Here is a 19,105-nt window from a genome sequence, read left to right on the forward strand (position 1 = left end):
CCTAAGACCAAGCGCCCTACTGAACCATCGCCGGCTAGCCGTAACGAAAATTCAAACCAAAGTGCCACTCAAAACGTGCAGCAAGATACACCGACGCACTTTGTACGGCAAAAGATACTCTCTTGGTTCTCTCGTGTCGGTATTTCTCCATCAATGGCGAAAGATCCAAAAAGCCAACGAAACACGTTAGAACGAAGAAAGCAGATAATTGAACTACAAAAAGCCGCAAACCTCCAGGCTGTCTTAAATATAGCACTAAATGTAACTATAACCGAATCAGAAAATGATGGGCTTGATCCAGATTGGTTTTTTGCCTTTAGCAACATGGCAGAAGAGATCCACAGCCCAGGAATGCAGGAACTTTGGGGCAAGATTTTTGCCGTTGAGGTAAGTAAACCCGGCAGCTTTTCTCTTCGCAGCTTACAGATGTTGAAATTGCTTACTCACAGAGACGCAAAAGTCTTTGCGAAGGCCGTCAGTATAGCCAGTAGAAGGCAACACGATACCATCCCTCGTATATTAGTCGGTTTTCATAGAAAAAAAGGCATACTTTCATTTTTCAAACGTGCGGTTCCAGAACAGTTAAATTTAGCCTCTGTCGGCCTTTCCTATCCTGATTTACTGGCGCTCCAAGATATGAAACTACTTTATGCCAGTGAGATAGAAAGCGGTGAATATGCAGAGGGCCAACAAACAAAATGGCGCTGTGGTGCCGAGCAGTTCACTTTGGAAAGTAAGCAGCCAGGTGTGGCCCTAGTGTATTTTAAATTTACCGCGGTAGGAAGCGAGCTTTATAAGCTCGTACCAAGAAAACAAAACCCAGCTTACCTATCGGCACTTAAGGGCGTATTAAGCGAAGTCTTCAACATCCATTAACCCGCTATTTAAGCCCCGCCTTTTTCAGCCCGCTTTTTCAGTAAGCTAAGCGAGCGAGGTGACATGTTAGATACCGTCACCGAACTCGTGTAACCCACACTCACGCTTAAGCCCGAAGAAGCGAGTATCTTGTTCACTCATGCCTTCCTGCAAAGATTGTGTGGTATGCCAATCGCCAATAGATACATAACCTTCATCCCATAAAGGATGGTATGACAAACCATGCTCTTTTAGATAATAGTGCAGGTCTTTGTTGCTCCAATCAATTATAGGGTAAAGCTTAAACTGATTACCCACCTTTTGAAGCACTGGTAACTTGCCGCGGGTATCAGACTGGCTGCGGCGTAGACCCGCAAACCATGTTCCAGCATTAAGGTCTTTTAGGGCACGTTGCATAGGTTCAACCTTGTTCATTCGGTTGTACTGCTCAATACCTTCAACACCTTGCTCCCACAATCGACCAAAGCGAGCTTCCTGCCACGCAGATGAAATATCTGCGCTATACACGTGCAAGTTCAAATTCAATGCGCTTTTAAGCTCATCAATAAACTTGTAGGTTTCAGGAAACAAATAACCAGTATCCGTTAAAACTACGGGAATATCTGGCTTAGCTTGGGTAAGCATGTGCAGCATAACCGCAGATTGCGCACCAAAGCTTGATGACACAATGTGACTGTCAGGTAAGTTTTCAAGCGCCCACGCAACACGGTCTTGAGCACTCATTTCTTCCAGTTCAACATTGATATCGGCAAGGGATTCCTTGCTGATATCAAGTGTTAACGGACTGCTATTAAGTCGCGTCGAATTACTCATAAAAGTCTCTAGCTGAATCGACAACGGGTGCGACAATTTCAGCGCGAATAACATAATCACCAAACGATTCGTTACCGTTACGCTCTTTCGCCCACTTGCCAATTAATGAATCAAGTTCCGCCATAATTTCTTCTTCACTGATGTTTTCACGATACATTTTAGGAATACGCGTTCCTTCACGATCGCCACCTAAGTGGAAATTATATTTACCAGGGCCTTTACCCACTAAACCGACTTCGGCCAACATGGCACGACCACACCCATTAGGGCATCCCGTTACACGGAAAATAATACTGTCGTCAGCTAAACCATGCTTCGCTAGCAAGCCTTCCAGTTCCGTTACCGCATCAGGCAAATAGCGTTCTGCTTCTGCCATTGCTAATGGGCAGGTAGGCAGTGCAACACAAGCCATTGAATCAAGGCGCTGGTTTGAAATTTCTGGCGCAATAAGGCCATGCTCACGAGCCAAGGCTTCAATCTTTTCTTTATCTTCTGCCGGTACACCTGCAACAATCAGGTTTTGATTCGCGGTTAAGCGGAAGTCGCCAGTATGAATTTTTGCAATTTTAGCACACCCTGTTTTCAAGGTTTTGCCCGGATAATCTAAAATTCGGCCGTTTTCAATAAATAACGTTAAGTGGTATTTACCGTCAATACCTTCAACCCAACCGAAGCTATCGCCACGGGTTGTGAATTCATATGGACGAGTGTCGCCAAAGGTCACGCCGGCACGCTTCTCTACTTCGGCTTTAAAGTTATCTATGCCAACTCGTTCTAACGTGTATTTGGTTTTAGCGTTTTTACGGTTAACACGGTTACCCCAATCACGCTGAGTAGTTACCACTGCTGCAGCAACGGCTAATGTGTCATCCAAACCAATAAAACCAAAGTCACTGGCTTTACGTGGGAAAGTGCTCTTATCGCCATGCGTCATGGCAAGGCCGCCGCCCACGAGTACGTTAAAACCAATCAGCTTGCCGTTTTCGGCAATAGCCACAAAGTTAAGATCGTTCGCGTGAACATCTACATCGTTTTGTGGTGGAATAACCACGGTGGTTTTAAACTTACGGGGTAAGTAATTGTCACCTAAGATTGGCTCGACTGGCTTTTCAGTAGTTTCCACTCTTTCACCGTCTAACCAAATTTCAGCATAAGCACGGGTTTTTGGAAGTAAGTGCTCGCTTATCTTCTTAGCCCACGAATATGCTTCAACGTGTAAGGCAGACTCAACCGGATTAGAGGTACAAAGTACGTTTCGGTTTACGTCACCAGCGGTGGCAATAGAGTCGATTCCTGCTTTATTCAGCATTTGGTGCATCGACTTGATTTTCGGCTTTAATACACCGTGAAACTGGAACGTTTGACGAGTAGTAAGACGAATGCTGCCGTACATAGTGTGATCGGCAGCGAATTTGTCGATAGCTAACCATTGGTCAGGGGTAATAACGCCACCCGGTAAACGGGCACGTAGCATTACGTTGTGCAAAGGCTCTAGTTTTTGCTTAGCACGCTCGGCGCGAATATCGCGGTCGTCTTGCTGATACATACCGTGGAAGCGAATAAGTTGGAAGTTATCCGCCGTGAACCCACCGGTTAAATCGTCTTTTAAATCAGTTTCGATAGTGCCGCGTAAGTTGTTACTTTCACGTTTTAAACGCTCGTTGTCAGCCAGTTTGCCCTCAACGATAAATGGTGATTTTTCATTGCTCATTAATAGACATCCTTCTGGTAACGTTTCGCTTTGCGTAATTCAACTAAGTACGCTTTAGCATCGGCTTCTGATTTTTCGCCGTACTGTTGCACAATACTGATAAGTGCATTTTCCACATCTTTTGCCATGTAGGTTGCATCGCCACACACATAAAAATGTGCACCTTGCTGAAGCCATTCGTACACTTCTTTACCATGCTCAAGCAAACGGTGTTGCACATAAACTTTCTCTTCTTGGTCGCGAGAGAAAGCCAAAGTAATTTTATCTAGTAGGCCGTCTTTCACGTAACCTTGCCATTCCACTTGATACAAGAAGTCTTGCGTGAAATGCGGGTTACCGAAGAACAACCAGTTCTTACCTTCAGCCTCTTGTGCATCACGCTCTTGCATAAAGGCTCTGAAAGGGGCAATACCCGTACCTGGGCCAACCATGATAACCGGTGTATTTCCATCTTCAGGTAAACGGAAGTGATCGTTGTTTTCAACAAACACGTCTACTTCACCGTTTTCTTCTAAATATTCACATAAAAAACCAGATGCCCCGCCTTGGTGGCGATGACCAAAGGCTTCATAGTCTACGTGAGCTACCGTTAGGTGAACTTCGTCTTCAACTTCGGTTTGACTAGACGCAATAGAGTATAAACGCGGTGTTAGGGGTCGAAACGCTTCAACCAGTTGTTGCGCCGTTAAGCTGCCCGGATGGTCGCGCACAATATCAATCAATTGACGCTCTGCCATGTAGGTGCGCAATTTCGCTTTATCTTCCATCATCGCGGCTAAGCTTTCAGAGCCAGTAGCTGCTTGATAGGCTTTAATGAAGTTAGGGTAACTAAGCGTTAGCTCAAGCTTGCTGGTTAATGCTTCACGCAACGTCAACGTTGCGTCAGCAACCTTCACTTCTGCATCGCCATCAAGAGAAAGTGTATCTATAAATGCATTAACAAGACTTGGCGCATTTTTAAACCACACGCCTAATGCATCACCCGCTTTGTAAGTAATACCAGAATCTTCAAGGCTAATTTCAATATGGCGAATGTCTTTTACTGAATCACGGCCTGTAATTTTCTGAGCATCAAGCAAGGTTGCCGTAAAAGGTGCTTTTTTGGTATACGCTTGTTCAGGTGCGCCTTGCACGGCTGAGCCGGTTTGCAGTGCTTGGGCAACAGGCGCTGAAGCAGTAAAGTCATCCTTAAGAGAAGCGATTAAGTCATTCAACCACGTTTCAGCTTGCGCTTCATAATCAACATCGCAATCGGCACGCGCAACTAACTCGGTACCACCAAGTTTGCCTAAGCGTTCATCGAAGTCTTTGCCCGTTTGGCAGAAGAATTCGTAGCTACTATCACCTAACCCTAACACCGCGTACTTGGTGTTGCTTAATTTAGGTGCTTTCTTGCCGCTAACAAATTCATGCAGCTCGATTGCATCATCTGGCGCATCGCCTTCACCATGGGTGCTAACAAAAAGCGCAACATGGGTTTCAGCTTTAAGCGAACGAGGCTTGTAATCTGCCATGCTAACTAACTTTGAGTTAAAGCCCGCTTCTTCCGCTTTAGCCTGACACTGTTGAGCCACACCTTTCGCATTACCGGTTTGCGAACCGAATAAAATAGTAAGTGTAGGGGCATCAGTCTGCGCTGGTGCTACTGCACCGGCAGCGGTTGGCGCAACGGCGCCGCCTTGTGCAGCCGCCATACCCGCAGCATAGCCACTGATCCAAGTCAGTTGATCACGGTTTAACCCAGAAATTGCTTGGGTAATTGCATTGAACTGTTGTTCATTTAATACGGCACCAGTAGCCGATGGATTGTTCGATTGTTGTGACATAATTCTTTAGCCTTAATTCGATGGGCATAAGGCTAACGACTTTCTACAAGAAGAGAAAAGAATAAATGAAACTTTTTTATTACTGAAAGTGATTAAGAGTGAGTATTGAATTATAAACAGGGCTATTTTCTGTGGGCTGCACAACAGGTTGATAGTATTTATCTGCTTTCCTACCCATAATTGATAAATTATAAAACAAAAAAATAAGCATTAATAAAGAGGTTTTAAGCAACCACGAGCTCGACTCACACATTCTATTAGCTAAATGTAAAAATATTTAAGCACTTAATAAATAAGTTAATTTAAGTATAAAACCACTAAGACTACGACGGCAAAACATGCTGTAATTACCCAAACTTTTCAATTGCTGCATTACGTCTCTATTTTCATTTTTTAGATCAACCGCCTCGTTAACCATTCTGTTCTTTCTTAGCGCAATTTCATCTAGTCATGCTGACACAGTTAAGTATTCAGATGTGCAATTGAATCAAGAGTGGCATAAAGATGAGCATGACGAACATTAATCCCATCACGATGAAGTTGAAAAATCCTGATTCAAGCGTCTGGTTTTGGGCGCATCGCCGATGCAGGAATAAGAGTTAAATTTGGCCACTAGCGCAACGGTACAGACATGAAAAAACAAAAAACCGACGCATGTCGGTTTTTTGTTTAATAGCTAGATGTTGGCAACAATTAGAAGTGGACTTCTAACCCTGCAAACGCGCCATCAAATTCCATGTCTGCGTAGATATCGTCTAGATCTTCAATATCCATTGTCACTTTGCGATAGCCCACCTGAAGGGTCATATCAACCGCGATACTTTCGATAAACGAGTAAGTCACTGCCACTTGATAATCACTCAGTTCATGATCGTCAAACGACAAATAGCTACCTTCAGCATAAGCCGCTAAGCCCGTAAACGGCAAGCCAACTTGTACTTTGGAATACACCATTGGTATCACACCAGAAAAATCACCTGAGCCCTGTGTGTCGCTAGCGGTATCGTAAACTGAGAACGCGCCGTCAATATACTTAGCATTCAAGCCCACATCGAAACTAATTAGGTCGTTGTCGAACAGTTCGTAATACAAAATAATGTCAGTCGCATCTAACTCAACAATAGTATCTACTTGGCTCTCTGCGGTGTACAGATCACCATCGAAGGTAAAGTTAGTATTTAGCGTAGTCGTGCCCGAGTTATCAAGGGTGGTATGCCCTATCTTAACGTTAGGCACAAATGGCAACGGGTGCTCAAATGCAACGTATAACGCGGTATTTGTTTCATCATCAAAATTAAAATCAGCGGTAGACGAACTATCGGCAAAACCACCACTGGTATCCGTTTGCCAAACTTGTGCACCTGCGTACACCCCTGCAATTGTGTCTGCATGTGAAGATGCGGAGAAAAGAGCACAACCTACTAAGGTTGCCAAAAGACACTTTTTCATTTGTTATCCTTGACTGAGAAGTTCTGAAAGTTCAATTAAAGCAGCGTTAGCGCGAGAAATATAGTTCGCCATCACTAAAGAATGGTTAGCCAGCATACCAAAGCCACTGCCATTTAGAATAACAGGACTGAACACAGACTGCTGAGTTGCTTCAAGCTCACGAATTATCTGCTGTAAGCTAACCAACGCGTTTTTATCTTCTAATACATCGTAAAATTCAACTTCTACCGCTTTAAGAAAGTGTAGTAGCGCCCATGTCGCGCCGCGCGCTTCATGAAAATTATTGTCTAGCTTGAACCAACTGGTTTTAACCGTGCGCTGCTGCGCTACCGATGTAGACCGCTTCGCTTTAGAATCGCCCGCTAAATCTGTATTAATTCTTGCAGAACCAACACTGGCACTTAAACGCTGAGAGTAGCTGCCTAAACGCTTTTCAACTTGCTTAAGCCACTCACGTAAATTATCAGCACGGGTATAAAATTGACTGTCGGAATTTTGCGGGTTCGCAAGCTGATCGCGATAAAGCTTTAGAAGTTCTATGCCGTCTCGGTAACTAGACTCAGACGACGGAAACATCCAACTTTTATGATCCATGTTAAATTTAGGATGCGCTTTAGTGAGATAAGGGTTTTCTAACGATTGAGATTGCGAACGGCTAAAGTCTTTACGCATAGAAAGCGCAAGGTCACGAATCATTTCCAGCGCGCCAAATTCAAAAGAAGGCATATTGTCTAAGAAAACACCCGGCGGCATCACATCGTTCGACAGGTAACCGCCAGGTTTATCTAGCAAGGTTTCAGAGACATCAATCATGGTTGCAGTAAGCGTATAGCCAGCCACGTCTTCTGGATTAATATTTTGTGCTTGCTGTGCCACCCGCTTTTTAACGTCATAGGCGTCTGGTGCCATGCTCCAATACAAACCTATTAACCAAAAAATCAGAAACAACACTGCAATGACAAGGGCTACTCGTTTTGTGCTAATTGATTTTCTCATATCAATGCCAACCTTCCTTTCAAATGACACAAAGCCGGACTTAACCGGCAATGTATAACTAATTATAAATACGCGAGAATTACTAAACCTTTATGACGGTTGCAGTTATATCACCATTTAACGGCCTAATAACACAACTTAAATAAACTTATAATCATCATACAGGACGATTTAGGTGTTGATCGCGCTTGGATTTGTCCTTAAATGCATAGATAAGTATAGCAAGAACGACGATTGGCCAAAACGCGCCAATGCCTGCAGCAAGTAACGCCAAGAACACCGCGCCTACAGCCAACAATAGCGTGCCAAGAACACTGACTGCTACGACAAAACCCACTACTGCTAATAGAACCCCTATGACAGATAGCGCAGCAAGGTTTTCCCAAGGGCTAAGTAATTCATCTGACATTACGATATGCATACCAAACCAATCGTCAATGACACTGCCTAAACAATTGACCAGAATCACAGCTAACACAATGGCGATAAGAAAATTTTTCATTACACTGCCCTTGGTAATAGCATGACTGCTGCGAAATAAGAAACCACGGCGATAGCTGGCATAAAGATAAGCGCCGTTGCTGCACCTACGCGAACCCAAATGGGATCTACCTCTAAGTGTCGTGCAACACCCGCGCAAACACCTGAAATAACCGCGCTGTCTAAATCTCTATAAATACGTTTTTGTGATGGCATTTTCATTTTCATTTCCTCAAATTCATTTCAGATTTGCTTAGGGTTGTACGGTGAGAGTGCGCAGGTAATAACCTACGCCACGCTCTACTCGATATTTATGCGACCTTCTGCTTCTTCAGAGCTGCGAGTTCATTCTCTATCGTTTCATCTGCTTCTAGGGCGTCGAACTCAGCGGCCAACGAGGTAGCATTGCTGCTGTCTTTCGTAAGGTCATACGCATCAACCTGCGCTTCTAATGAGTCGATGCGCTGTTCGTAATGCTCAAAACGCATCATGGCATCATCAATTTTATTACTGTTATCTACACTTTTTACTTTAAGGCGCGTTTCTAACGTTTGTTTGCGGCTAACAAGCGATTTTTGCTTTTGCTTTGCTTCACTTAGCTTGCTATTTAAACGCCCTGTATCAACTTGAATCTTCTCGATAATTTCAGCTAGCTGTACCTGCTGCTGCTCTAACTGGTTGAGCTTGGCAACATACTTCTGCTTTTCTACCAAAGCGGCTTTAGCCAACCCTTCTTTGTCGTTATTCATGGCAAGCTGTGCTTTGTCCTGCCAACCATTGATATCCTTTTCTGCTGACGCCATATGCCGAGCTAAGGTTTTCTGGTCGGCTAAGTAACGTGCTGCATCAGTGCGTACTTCAACCAAGGTCTCTTCCATTTCTTGGATAATAAGACGGATGATTTTTTCTGGATCTTCAGCCTTATCTAACATGGCATTTAAGTTTGCTTGCACGATGTCGTTTATTCTTGAAAACATACCCATTGTTATTGCTCCGTTTCAGTGTGATTAATAACGTAGACTAGGCAGTAGCCATACTACGGTTGGCGATTAACTATGCTGACGCCAATCTTGTCGCTTACATCTCTTTGCTTACTATATTCATTACAATTGGCGTGCCAAATAAGTAAGCAGCTGTTTTATATAAATAAATCGTAAATTTATAATTTACTAATGCATCGCACCATCCATATAAACTAACTATTTAGTAAATTTAACCACTTACATTTCGTCAATTTAACCACTTATAAAATCAGCGCTACGTTCTAAATTTAAGGCAAAAAAAACGACCTTATTAGGTCGCTTTTCATAAATAGGGTAAAACCGGTGATGGCTTACTCAGCACGGGGGTTCGCTTCTTCAATATCGGCAGTTGATGCCGCTGCGATATCGGTAACCTGTACTTTACCTGTTGTAGCTTCACCTTCTAATTCAAAGTGGTAAGCCGTATTCGCCACCGTTTGATACACATTTGCTTTTACTTCATTGGTCGTGATACTCACGGCGTGATCAACCATATTCGTCAATATTGACTGAAGGATTGATTCTTGCGCATTGGCGCCAGCGCTAAATAAAGTGATAGAAACGATTGATGCTGCTAAAAGTGAAGTTTTCATAATTTCCCTTGATGGTAATCACTGCAACAGCACTTCGCTATTGCTTTGATTAATAGATAGCTAAACTCGTGCCATCTAGAAAAATTATAGGTAAATAATTGAATTTAATTGAGATATTAGAACGTACCACGTCCGCGACATTTCGACCAAATTTCGTACAACACCAAGGTTTAGTCAAATTCATTAAGTAGATTAGTGTATTTGACCACTCGGTGCCTGACCACTCATTTAGGAAATATTATTCGCCGCCTTTTGCGCATTGTAGTCATTGATTTCTTGCTGTGCTGACTCAACAGCTTCAAGCGCATTCATTAATAAATGAGGATCCGGAGACTTTCCGGTACCATTTTGGCTTAAATAACGACGCCAAATTCGCCCACCAGCTTGTCCTTGATACAAACCGAGCATATGTCTAGCCACATGCCAGGGCTTAAAGTAAGGATCGTCTTGCCGCGCAATACATAGCTCTATGTATTGCTGCATGTTAAGTACTACATCACGACGGCTAATAGGCTGCACCGAATTGTCGCCAAAAATCTCGGCATCAACACTAGACAGAATGTAGGGGTTGGCATAAACCTCTCTGCCCATCATCACGCCATCAACGTATTTCAACTGTTCTTGAGTATCGGCTAACGTTTTAACACCGCCATTAATACTAATAGAAAGCCCAGGATGAGCCTCTTTTAGCATATGCACTCTAGGGTAATTCAGCGGTGGAATATCTCTGTTCTCTTTTGGGCTTAGCCCTTGTAGCCAAGCTTTGCGCGCGTGAACAATAAAGGTATCGCAACCAGCGTTGGCGACGATGTCAACAAAACGGGCGAAGTCTTCATACTCATCCATGTCGTCGATACCAATCCGGCATTTCACCGTAACAGGAATATCTACAACCGCTTGCATGGCCTTAACGTTCTCAGCCACCACTTCTGGCTGAGCCATTAAGCAAGCACCAAAGCTGCCGTTTTTCACCCTATCAGAAGGACAGCCCACATTGATGTTAACTTCGTCGTAACCCCGATCCTGCGCAAGTACCGCACATTTAGCCATATGCTCTGGGTTGCTGCCACCAAGCTGCAGCGCTACAGGGTGTTCTTCTTGGTTAAATCCAAGGTAGTCGCCTTTGCCATAAATAATCGCCCCCGTAGTTACCATTTCGGTATAAAGCAAAGAATGCTTTGACAGCAACCGAAGAAAATAACGGCAATGGCGATCGGTCCAATCCAGCATTGGCGCGATAGAGAATTTACGATTTAGCGGAGCGAAAGACAAAAAGTCACCTCAATATTATATAGATAAGTAGCGTTTCCTTGTTTTAAAGACTAATACTTAAGTCTATAAACACTTCGCTGAATGACATTATTTTACTACTGTAACGGTAAAGGTTAAAGCTCATCGGTCATATTAGCGGCGTGCGTTGGCGCGAAAGTAAAAAACACATTTAGAACTAATGTGTTATTTCCAATCTCGCCTTTACGCGTTATGGTAGGAAAAAGAATAAAAAACATCCTATTTTTCAATTTAATGGGCTTATCTGATACGCCCATTTCAGAGGTTTGATGTGAACGCAGTTATGTTTATGCCTAAGGGAGATTTTTTGCATGGCAAATAAACCATCTAAAAACGTGGAAGCCAAAGCCGACGTTACACAAGCGGGTGATGAGCTTACTCAGTTGAGAGAGATACTTTTTGGTCAAACTAATCGAGCATTCAAGGCAGATTTAGCCAGCTTAGAATCTCGCATAAATGACAACTTTGCGACCTTAAATAACCAGTTAGAAGTTCAGTTCAACGACATTAGAAAGCTCATCGATAACCAAGTTCAAGATTTATCACATCGACTTGAAGGGGCGAATAGCTCAAACAGCAATGTACAGAATCAACTTCAAGCCACTACAGATAAATTACAATCAGAACTTGAAATAGCCGAAACCTCTGCCAAAAACGATAACGATGCCCTAGAAGCACATGTAGTGAAAGAACTAGATGCTTTAGAAAGTGTATTTAGTAAACGTCATCAAGAGCTACTCGCGCGTCTGCAGCAGGTGACAAGTGAACTATCAGAAACGAAAACTGATAGAAAAACGCTGGCGAACTTGCTTTCCACTATGGCTTCGAACTTAGCGACTGACCAGTAGCCATTAATGGAAGACAACGGGCTTTCTCCTGAGTCAAAAGATAATTCTCTAGATCAAATCAGAGCGTTAATACTTGGCCGGGACGACAAATATATACAAGAAATCGTAAAACGCGATGCCAAAGAAGTGGTAGGCGGTATTGTTTCTGAAGCATTACATGAAAGAGAAAATAAAGACGGCTCGGTGAATAAAGTGCTGGTGCCGCTGGTTGAAAAATCACTGCATCGCTCAATTGAAGCAAACAGCGATAAAATCGTAGGGACACTATACCCTCTTGTCGGCACCTTAGTTCGCAAAGCGGTATCGTCATTTTTAGTCGATTTTGTAGAAAGAACCAACGCACTTATCGAAAACAGCCTTAGCCCTAAAAGCGTTTCGTGGCGTTTTAAAGCGTGGCAATCTGGTGTTAGGTATTCTGATTACGTTGCTTCTCAAGTCTATCAATACCAAGTTCAGCAGCTTTTTGTCATTCACCGAGAAACCGGTACGCTGCTACATACCATTTCCTCTGATCCTGAACGCAGCAAAGACGCAGATCTTATTTCATCCATGCTGGTTGCTATCAATGATTTTGTTGCTGATGCATTTCAGTCGCAAGAGTATGAGACCGAAAACGAATTAGGTGAAATTAAAACTGGCGACTTCACACTGCTTATAAAAATAGGTCCACAGGCCATTTTAGTTGCCGCGGTCGTCGGTAGTGTTCCACCGGATATTAGAAGCCGACTACAGCAAGCATTAGAAGAATTCCACCAGTTCTACCAGGTGCCATTGCAGGAGTATCAGGGCGACAGCACACCTTTTGCGGGTTGCGAAACGTTGCTGAATGACTGTTTAATTAGCGCGAAAAAAGAGGAAGCGAAAGGTAAGAAAAAAAGACTCATCGGTGGTGGTGTTATCGGCATCGTACTGCTGCTTTTAGCTTATCTTGCATTTTTACGAATAGATTTGTCGATACTGCAAAGCACGATAAGAGATTTATCTCCCCCAGCTGGCGTTGTGCTTACTGACACGGCCGTAAAAGATGGAAAGGTGCAAGTCCGCTTACTGCGCGATCCTCATATGCAATCATCTCTCTCATGGTTAGAAAGCCAAGAAATTAACACTAGCAAAGTGATTATTCACGAAGCGCCGTTTGTGTCGCTACAAAAAAATGTAGTTATCGACAAAGTATCATCCTTAGTCGTAACCATTAACGGACTGACAGCCATTTATGATGAAAATGATGCATTATTTCTGAGCGGCTCAATGACAATTGATGCATTACGTGCATTCACACGTGAACTTCGTGCAATACCCGGTATTTCTCAATTGAAACCTAATCTTTCTGGCATCGATATTGTTGATGAGGTGCGTGCCAATACTGAAGAACTTGATAACGCGGTAATCAACGACCTTGTGGCGAGAATTTCTTCTACGCATTTACCGTTTGCAATTGCGCAAGAGAACCTTGATTCTGAGCAATTGGAAGTATTAGAGCGCTTAGGCCAAGAGTTGTATCAGTTGCAGCTACTTGCGAAGCAGCTTAATCTGTCAGTTGCTGTCTTTATTTTGGGCGCAAGTGATAATTCGGGTAGCCCTTCACGCAATCTTGCTTTAAGCAAATTAAGAGCTAACAACGTGAAAGAAGCGCTGCTACCCATGAAGGTTGACCCTAGCATTCTTTTTCCAATAGGGCTTGGCCAGTTATCTTTAAGTGAGGGTTCAATGGGACGAACTGTATTTTTAAATGTTTTGCTATCTGACCCAAAGACATCAGAGGTAAATACACAGTGATTCAAAAAAAGGTATGTATCTTAGGTCCTACCGGTGTTGGGAAAACGAGCCTTGTTAAACAATTTGTCGAAAGTATTTTCTCTGAAAAATATAAAACGACAATCGGTGTGAAAATCGATAAAAAACAAGTTAACAAAGATGGCCGAGGGGTCCAGTTGCTGCTTTGGGATCTTGAAGGTATCGATAGATACTGCGGTTTCAATCCACGCTATTTACGTGGCGCAAGTGCCTATATCATCGTGGTCGATCAAACCCGCTCGCAGTCGTTATTAGAAGGTATAGAAATCCTAGAAATGGCTAGAGAACATTATCCTGATATTCCTGCTTTCTTCGTGGTCAATAAAACCGACCTCCCTTCAAGCTGGCACTGGAGTGAAGAAGAACTTGATTCCTATGCAAAGAAGTTTACATCACTAACTAAAACCAGTGCAAAGACCGGCGAGAATGTCGAAAATCTCTTCAGTACAATTGCGTTTTGGTAGGAGCAACGTATGGATATACACCTTCTTAATGCGCTAGGAATTACAGACTGCGCTATCTTTAAAAGCACAACGAGCCTTCAATGCCTAACGCCTGATGTTTCGTGGCTACATAAGATCGCCACCCTCGATGAAGATAACAAGGTTAATCCAGATACCTTTTCCTCCATTTTTCTAGACGACTTTATGACGGATGCCAATGATATTTGGCAAAATGACAGCGTATTTACCCTATCTTCAGGTTTTTGGACTGAAGAAGACGAGAACGAGTCCCTCCATTTAGAAGCACTCGCGATTAATAGCGGCGAAGGTGAGCATTTCTTAGTTATAAAGAATGTCGAAAGCCAATACGAAGAAAAACAAAAAACCCTACAAGCCGCACGAGAGCTACTTTTAAGCCATCACGAAATAGTAGGTCAGCACGAATACATCCGCCAGCGTCTAGATAAAACACTACTTAAAAACAAAAATTATGAAAAGCTAGTCCCCCCGATAAAACAAGCTATCCACCACCTAGAAACTGGGGTAGTTATTTTAAATAAAGACCGTGAAACGGTGTTAGACAATAAATCTGCTAGGCAGCTGCTTTCCTGTAGCCGATCAAATGATAGTGCCAATAGGCTTGAACACTTACTTGAAGATGTCAGCGTTCCAGACACCTTCCTCCCAACACTCATTGAAAAACGTTCAGCATGGCAAGGGGAGCTTTATTGGAAGCCTACCGATAATTATGAAATATGGTTACAAGTGACCATTCACCCGGTTATTCATGATAATGAACTCACCCACTGGGTATATCTTCTTACCGATATCAGTCACATTCGAAATAAAGAAGAAAGCGTACTATCTGCCACAGGAATGGACTCTTTAACCAAAATTGCAAACCGCAATTTTTTCAATAGCTATGTTCAGAAGTTGGTTCAAGAGGACGTTAAATTTGCTCTGTTTATTATAGATATACGAGAGTTTAAGAAAATTAACGAAAAGCTTGGCTATCATTCAGGTGATGAGATACTCAAGTCTTTTGCATCAAGATTACAAGGATTTGTTGGCAACAGCGGGTTTATTGCCAGAATAGGGAGTAACGAATTTGCTATTGTAAAACGCACCGATACCTTCAGTGGCGTTAACCCATTAGACTATGCGCAAGCTATGAAGAAGAAGCTGGTTAATACCTATACTTCACTTCATGGTGCCGAATCCAATCTTGGCATTAACATTGGCATCGCGAGTTATCCCGAACATGGAGATCAAGCGAATGTACTACTGCGTCATGCAGATATCGCGCTCCAAATTGCGAAGTTTCAAGGTAAAAACGTTATTCTTGAATACAGCGAAATGTTGCATCGCCAACATCAGAGTATGTCTGAGTTAGAGAGTAAACTTCGCACCGCCATTGAAAACAAGCAATTAGCGCTTTTCTTACAACCTATCGTTGATTTAGAAACCGGTAAAATTGTTAAGTGCGAAGCATTAGCGCGGTGGAAGACAGAAGACGGAAGCTACATTCCACCAGATGTTTTTATTCCAATTGCAGAACGTACAGAGCTGATATTCCCATTTGGTGAATGGTTAGTAGAAGAAGCCTGTAATGCTATCGATAAGCTTACAGAGGCTAATTTAGATATTCGTTTGGCGATTAATATCTCTGGCCGACAAGTTACCGATCTTGTGCTGCTTCATCAAATACAATCATCCTTAAAGCGCCGAGCCATCGACCCAAGGCATTTATCGATAGAACTCACCGAGAGTGTGTTCATCGACAGTTTAGACACTGTCTCCGTGTTGCTGAACGAACTTAGAGCCATGGGCATTACCATCTCAATTGATGACTTTGGAACTGGCTTCAGCTCTTTGGTTTACCTTAAAAAGCTGCCTATTGATGAACTCAAAATAGACCGTTCTTTTGTGAGCGATTTAGAAGCGAATACCGACGACCAGGCTATTATTCAAGCTATTCTGGGTTTGGCTAAAAATTTAAATATTAGCATTATCGCGGAGGGGGTTGAGACGCAAGATCAACAGGCGTTTTTGGTGAATAACGCGTGTACTTATGCCCAAGGTTATTACTTTGACAGACCCATGTCGATTGGCGACTTCGTAGAAAAGCTGCGTTAGAAAGCTGCACGTTATCAGGCAACTAACTAACGCATGTAAAATGGGGCACTGTCGCTTAAATAAGGCCTAGATGCCCAGCATGAAACTCTAGGTGCTCATCAATAAACGACGCTATAAAAAAGTAACTGTGATCGTAACCTTCATGCATGTTCAGCGTTAATTGTGTATCTGTTTGCTGAGCCGCTTGCACAAGTGCCAGTGGTTTTAATTGCTCTGACAGAAATTCATCGCTATTACCCTGCTCAACCAATAATGGAATTGCGTGGTTCTTACTAGCAATAATCTTTGCAGCATCGTATTCATCCCAGGCTGATTTCTCATCACCTAAATACTGACCCAATGCCTTTTGGCCCCATGGGCAATCAGAAGGGTTCGCCACTGGGCTAAACGCAGAAACAGATACATAGCGATTTGGATTACGTAAACCAGCGATTAGCGCGCCATGGCCGCCCATTGAGTGACCGCTAATTGCGCGCTCTTTTGTCACAGGGAAGTGTTGCTCAACAACACTAGGCAATTCATCGGTGACGTAGCTATACATTTGATAATGCTCATTCCATGGCGCTTGTGTTGCATCCACATAAAAACCAGCACCTAGCCCAAAATCATAAGCGCCATTTTCGTCATCAGGAACACCATCACCGCGAGGGCTGGTATCTGGCGCAACAATCGCCATTCCTAGCTCTGCTGCTAGTTTCATCGCCCCTGCTTTTTGCATAAAGTTTTGGTCGTTACAAGTAAGCCCAGACAGCCAGTATAAAACCGGCACTGGTTTTTCAGCGGAGGCAAACGGTGGTAAATAAATTGCAAATGTCATACTGCAATTGGTGCTCTTTGCATCGTGACTGTAGCGTAAATGCCTACCGCCAAATGCACGATTTTCACTAATAAGCTCCATAATGACTCCTGTGCACTAATAAATTTAGAAAAATAACCACTTTGCTGTAGCAAACAGTAAAGGGTCTATCGGATTTTAAATCAAGTTCGTTTACACTAAGTGCCTAATTTTTGAGGTAAGTACGATGATAAGAAGCCTAATGCATCATCTGGTTGGCACCATTTCAGTAATTTTTTATTTTTTAAATACAGTTTTATGGGCAACGCCCATCATTATTTTGTCTTTTTTCAAACTTATTCCGCTTGCGCCTTGGAGACGATTTATATCGTATATCTTGGACGCGTGCGCAACCGCATGGATTACGATTAATAATCTTAATCAACGAGTGAGTAGTAGAACAAAATGGGATGTTACCGGCCTTGATCAACTTACCCGCAAAGACTGGTATTTAGTGATTGCCAACCATCAATCTTGGGTCGATATCTTAGTTTTACAACGTGTATTCAACCGAAAAATCCCATTTTTAAAGTTCTTCCTTAAAAAGGAACTTATTTACGTCCCTATCTTAGGCCTCGCCTGGTGGGCTCTCGATTTTCCCTTTATGCGTCGATACTCAAAATCTTTCTTGGCGAAGAACCCACACCTGAAAGGCAAAGACATGGAAACTACTCGCAAAGCATGCGAAAAGTTTCGTACCAAGCCGGTAAGTATTATGAACTTTGTGGAAGGAACACGCTTTACCCAAGAAAAACACGACCGACAGAACTCACCGTTTAGCCACCTGCTGAAACCTAAAGCGGGCGGCGTAGCGTTTGTGCTTTCAGCGATGGGCTCTCAGTTGCACAAGCTCATTGACGTAACGATTGATTACCCTGGCGGCGTTCCCTCATTTTGGGATTTCGTCAGCGGGAAGGTACGTGATATTCGCGTCAGTATAAAAGTAACCCCCATCACGGATATTACCGAAAATGGCTACTTTAATGATAATTACTTTGACGATCCACAAGTAAGAAGCCAATTTCAGCGTTGGTTAAATAGCCGCTGGCAAGATAAAAACGACCAATTAGAATCGATTAACGCAACTCAGAAGCCACTATGATCCGTACCTTGTTTTCTCCTGTAACTTTCGTTGTCCACACGGCGCTTCAAGTAGCCAACCTTGCGCTATGGGGAGGGCTGATCATCTTGTTCGGCGTCATTAAACTGATACTCCCTTCAGGTAAAGTTACCGAAGCGTGGAATAGCGTCATGCACGCTTGCTTGTTTAGTTTTGGACGGGTAAGCGTATTGCTTATTCGCCTCTTTAACAATGTAAACATTGAGTGTGCGGTTCATGGTGAATTGTCGAAAGATAGATGGTATTTGATTATCGCCAACCATCTTAGTTACCTTGATATTGTGCTACTTATTGAATTTGCGACTCATCGTATACCTGCGCCAAAGTTCTTTCTCAAAAAGGAATTAATTTGGCTTCCTTTTGTAGGATTAGGTGCTTGGGCCTTAGATATGCCTTTTATGCACAGATACACTAAGGCCTATTTAGAAAAGTACCCAGAGAAAAAAGGCAAAGATTTGGAAACAACAAGAGCATCTTGTGAAAAATTTCGTACGGTGCCCACCACTGTCATCAACTTTGTTGAAGGCACACGATTTACCACACAAAAACACCATCAGAAGCAAAGCCCTTATGAAACCTTGCTTCCACCTAAAGCGGGAGGCGTTTCCTTTACACTGGCTGCAATGGGTGAGTTGTTTACTAATGTGCTCGATATTTCTTTGCTATATCCAGAAAATAAGCGCCACCCAATGATGGCTATGCTAAGTGGCACAATGACCAAAATCATAATCGATGTTAATGTGATGCCTGTGCCAGCACTTCAGCAACACTCTTCAATGAGTGAACCTGAGTTTCGCACCACTTTCCAAGATTGGTTAAATGCCATGTGGAAAAATAAAGATAGCCGTATCAAACGTCTTTTGGAGTCGTAAT

The 19,105-nt window shown here is 43.0% G+C and carries 18 protein-coding genes; 7 read left to right on the forward strand and 11 right to left on the reverse strand.

Features of this window, described 5'->3' with window-relative positions:
- Positions 1–75: 75 nt before the first annotated feature.
- A complete protein-coding gene (locus FLAVO9R_RS16925; protein WP_232370689.1) occupies positions 76–876 on the forward strand; it encodes a TIGR03899 family protein in 801 nt (266 codons plus the stop codon).
- Positions 877–942: 66 nt separating this feature from the next.
- Here FLAVO9R_RS16925 and FLAVO9R_RS16930 read toward each other — a convergent pair whose 3' ends face one another.
- The 10 genes from FLAVO9R_RS16930 to dusA form a co-directional block, all read right to left on the reverse strand.
- Complete coding sequence (locus tag FLAVO9R_RS16930) at positions 943–1,689, reverse strand: phosphoadenylyl-sulfate reductase (RefSeq protein WP_159533240.1); 747 nt, start codon at positions 1,687–1,689, stop codon at positions 943–945.
- Positions 1,682–3,400 (reverse strand): assimilatory sulfite reductase (NADPH) hemoprotein subunit, encoded by a 1,719-nt coding sequence (cysI, locus tag FLAVO9R_RS16935; RefSeq protein ID WP_159533242.1) that lies wholly within the window; start codon positions 3,398–3,400, stop codon positions 1,682–1,684. Before cysI ends, FLAVO9R_RS16930 begins: the two co-directional genes overlap by 8 nt.
- Positions 3,400–5,226 carry an assimilatory sulfite reductase (NADPH) flavoprotein subunit gene (locus FLAVO9R_RS16940; RefSeq protein ID WP_159533244.1) on the reverse strand — a complete coding sequence of 609 codons (1,827 nt, stop codon included), beginning with the start codon at positions 5,224–5,226 and terminating at the stop codon, positions 3,400–3,402. The genes cysI and FLAVO9R_RS16940 overlap by 1 nt, the downstream gene beginning before the upstream one ends.
- A gap of 693 nt (positions 5,227–5,919) precedes the next feature.
- Positions 5,920–6,675: a TIGR04219 family outer membrane beta-barrel protein gene (locus FLAVO9R_RS16945; protein WP_159533246.1), complete on the reverse strand. Its 756-nt coding sequence runs from the start codon at positions 6,673–6,675 to the stop codon at positions 5,920–5,922.
- A gap of 3 nt (positions 6,676–6,678) precedes the next feature.
- A complete protein-coding gene (locus FLAVO9R_RS16950) occupies positions 6,679–7,671 on the reverse strand; it encodes a DUF2333 family protein (RefSeq protein ID WP_159533248.1) in 993 nt (330 codons plus the stop codon).
- A 157-nt stretch (positions 7,672–7,828) separates the two neighbouring features.
- Positions 7,829–8,173 (reverse strand): hypothetical protein, encoded by a 345-nt coding sequence (locus FLAVO9R_RS16955; RefSeq protein ID WP_159533250.1) that lies wholly within the window; start codon positions 8,171–8,173, stop codon positions 7,829–7,831.
- Entirely contained in the window at positions 8,173–8,373 is a 201-nt protein-coding gene (locus FLAVO9R_RS16960) for a PspC domain-containing protein (RefSeq protein ID WP_013782645.1), read from the reverse strand. The genes FLAVO9R_RS16955 and FLAVO9R_RS16960 overlap by 1 nt, the downstream gene beginning before the upstream one ends.
- 89 nt (positions 8,374–8,462) lie before the next feature.
- The gene (gene pspA, locus FLAVO9R_RS16965; protein ID WP_159533252.1) at positions 8,463–9,134 is read right to left on the reverse strand and encodes a phage shock protein PspA; all 672 of its coding nucleotides are present in this window, start codon (positions 9,132–9,134) and stop codon (positions 8,463–8,465) included.
- 350 nt (positions 9,135–9,484) lie between these two features.
- Positions 9,485–9,766: a hypothetical protein gene (locus FLAVO9R_RS16970; RefSeq protein ID WP_159533254.1), complete on the reverse strand. Its 282-nt coding sequence runs from the start codon at positions 9,764–9,766 to the stop codon at positions 9,485–9,487.
- Between the two features lie 228 nt (positions 9,767–9,994).
- Complete coding sequence (dusA, locus tag FLAVO9R_RS16975; RefSeq protein WP_159533256.1) at positions 9,995–11,038, reverse strand: tRNA dihydrouridine(20/20a) synthase DusA; 1,044 nt, start codon at positions 11,036–11,038, stop codon at positions 9,995–9,997.
- A 329-nt stretch (positions 11,039–11,367) separates the two neighbouring features.
- On the opposite strand from dusA, the gene FLAVO9R_RS16980 reads away from it, so the two are divergent.
- Genes FLAVO9R_RS16980 through FLAVO9R_RS16995 form a run of 4 tightly spaced genes read left to right on the forward strand, consistent with a single transcriptional unit; the run spans position 11,368 to position 16,277 of the window.
- Positions 11,368–11,904 (forward strand): hypothetical protein, encoded by a 537-nt coding sequence (locus FLAVO9R_RS16980; RefSeq protein WP_159533258.1) that lies wholly within the window; start codon positions 11,368–11,370, stop codon positions 11,902–11,904.
- 6 nt (positions 11,905–11,910) lie between these two features.
- Positions 11,911–13,680: an OmpA family protein gene (locus tag FLAVO9R_RS16985; RefSeq protein ID WP_159533260.1), complete on the forward strand. Its 1,770-nt coding sequence runs from the start codon at positions 11,911–11,913 to the stop codon at positions 13,678–13,680.
- Positions 13,677–14,162, forward strand: coding sequence for a Rab family GTPase (locus tag FLAVO9R_RS16990; protein WP_159533262.1), 486 nt, complete (start codon positions 13,677–13,679; stop codon positions 14,160–14,162). Before FLAVO9R_RS16985 ends, FLAVO9R_RS16990 begins: the two co-directional genes overlap by 4 nt.
- Before the next feature lie 9 nt (positions 14,163–14,171).
- The gene (locus FLAVO9R_RS16995; RefSeq protein ID WP_159533264.1) at positions 14,172–16,277 is read left to right on the forward strand and encodes a sensor domain-containing protein; all 2,106 of its coding nucleotides are present in this window, start codon (positions 14,172–14,174) and stop codon (positions 16,275–16,277) included.
- Between the two features lie 55 nt (positions 16,278–16,332).
- Here the strand turns inward: FLAVO9R_RS16995 and fghA are convergent, their stop codons facing one another.
- Complete coding sequence (fghA, locus tag FLAVO9R_RS17000; RefSeq protein WP_159533266.1) at positions 16,333–17,175, reverse strand: S-formylglutathione hydrolase; 843 nt, start codon at positions 17,173–17,175, stop codon at positions 16,333–16,335.
- Between the two features lie 124 nt (positions 17,176–17,299).
- Here fghA and FLAVO9R_RS17005 point away from each other — a divergent pair, with 124 nt between their 5' ends.
- Together FLAVO9R_RS17005 and FLAVO9R_RS17010 are read left to right on the forward strand one after the other, a co-directional pair.
- Complete coding sequence (locus FLAVO9R_RS17005; protein ID WP_159533268.1) at positions 17,300–18,214, forward strand: acyltransferase; 915 nt, start codon at positions 17,300–17,302, stop codon at positions 18,212–18,214.
- Positions 18,211–19,104: an acyltransferase gene (locus tag FLAVO9R_RS17010; RefSeq protein WP_159533270.1), complete on the forward strand. Its 894-nt coding sequence runs from the start codon at positions 18,211–18,213 to the stop codon at positions 19,102–19,104. The genes FLAVO9R_RS17005 and FLAVO9R_RS17010 overlap by 4 nt, the downstream gene beginning before the upstream one ends.
- Position 19,105: the final 1 nt, after the last annotated feature.

It is taken from the genome of Alteromonas sp. 38 (assembly GCF_902506055.1).
Classification (GTDB): domain Bacteria; phylum Pseudomonadota; class Gammaproteobacteria; order Enterobacterales; family Alteromonadaceae; genus Alteromonas; species Alteromonas lipotrueae.

Bases quoted from the DNA above. Each gene is read 5' to 3' on its own strand.
- cysI (WP_159533242.1), bottom strand. From the start codon at position 3,400: ATGAGCAATGAAAAATCACCATTTATCGTTGAGGGCAAACTGGCTGAC.
- FLAVO9R_RS16980 (WP_159533258.1), top strand. From the start codon at position 11,368: ATGGCAAATAAACCATCTAAAAACGTGGAAGCCAAAGCCGACGTTACA.
- FLAVO9R_RS16930 (WP_159533240.1), bottom strand. From the start codon at position 1,689: ATGAGTAATTCGACGCGACTTAATAGCAGTCCGTTAACACTTGATATC.
- pspA (WP_159533252.1), bottom strand. From the start codon at position 9,134: ATGGGTATGTTTTCAAGAATAAACGACATCGTGCAAGCAAACTTAAAT.
- FLAVO9R_RS16955 (WP_159533250.1), bottom strand. From the start codon at position 8,173: ATGAAAAATTTTCTTATCGCCATTGTGTTAGCTGTGATTCTGGTCAAT.
- FLAVO9R_RS16940 (WP_159533244.1), bottom strand. From the start codon at position 5,226: ATGTCACAACAATCGAACAATCCATCGGCTACTGGTGCCGTATTAAAT.
- FLAVO9R_RS16960 (WP_013782645.1), bottom strand. From the start codon at position 8,373: ATGAAAATGCCATCACAAAAACGTATTTATAGAGATTTAGACAGCGCG.
- FLAVO9R_RS16995 (WP_159533264.1), top strand. From the start codon at position 14,172: ATGGATATACACCTTCTTAATGCGCTAGGAATTACAGACTGCGCTATC.
- FLAVO9R_RS16950 (WP_159533248.1), bottom strand. From the start codon at position 7,671: ATGAGAAAATCAATTAGCACAAAACGAGTAGCCCTTGTCATTGCAGTG.
- fghA (WP_159533266.1), bottom strand. From the start codon at position 17,175: ATGGAGCTTATTAGTGAAAATCGTGCATTTGGCGGTAGGCATTTACGC.
- FLAVO9R_RS17010 (WP_159533270.1), top strand. From the start codon at position 18,211: ATGATCCGTACCTTGTTTTCTCCTGTAACTTTCGTTGTCCACACGGCG.
- FLAVO9R_RS17005 (WP_159533268.1), top strand. From the start codon at position 17,300: ATGATAAGAAGCCTAATGCATCATCTGGTTGGCACCATTTCAGTAATT.
- FLAVO9R_RS16985 (WP_159533260.1), top strand. From the start codon at position 11,911: ATGGAAGACAACGGGCTTTCTCCTGAGTCAAAAGATAATTCTCTAGAT.
- FLAVO9R_RS16970 (WP_159533254.1), bottom strand. From the start codon at position 9,766: ATGAAAACTTCACTTTTAGCAGCATCAATCGTTTCTATCACTTTATTT.
- FLAVO9R_RS16945 (WP_159533246.1), bottom strand. From the start codon at position 6,675: ATGAAAAAGTGTCTTTTGGCAACCTTAGTAGGTTGTGCTCTTTTCTCC.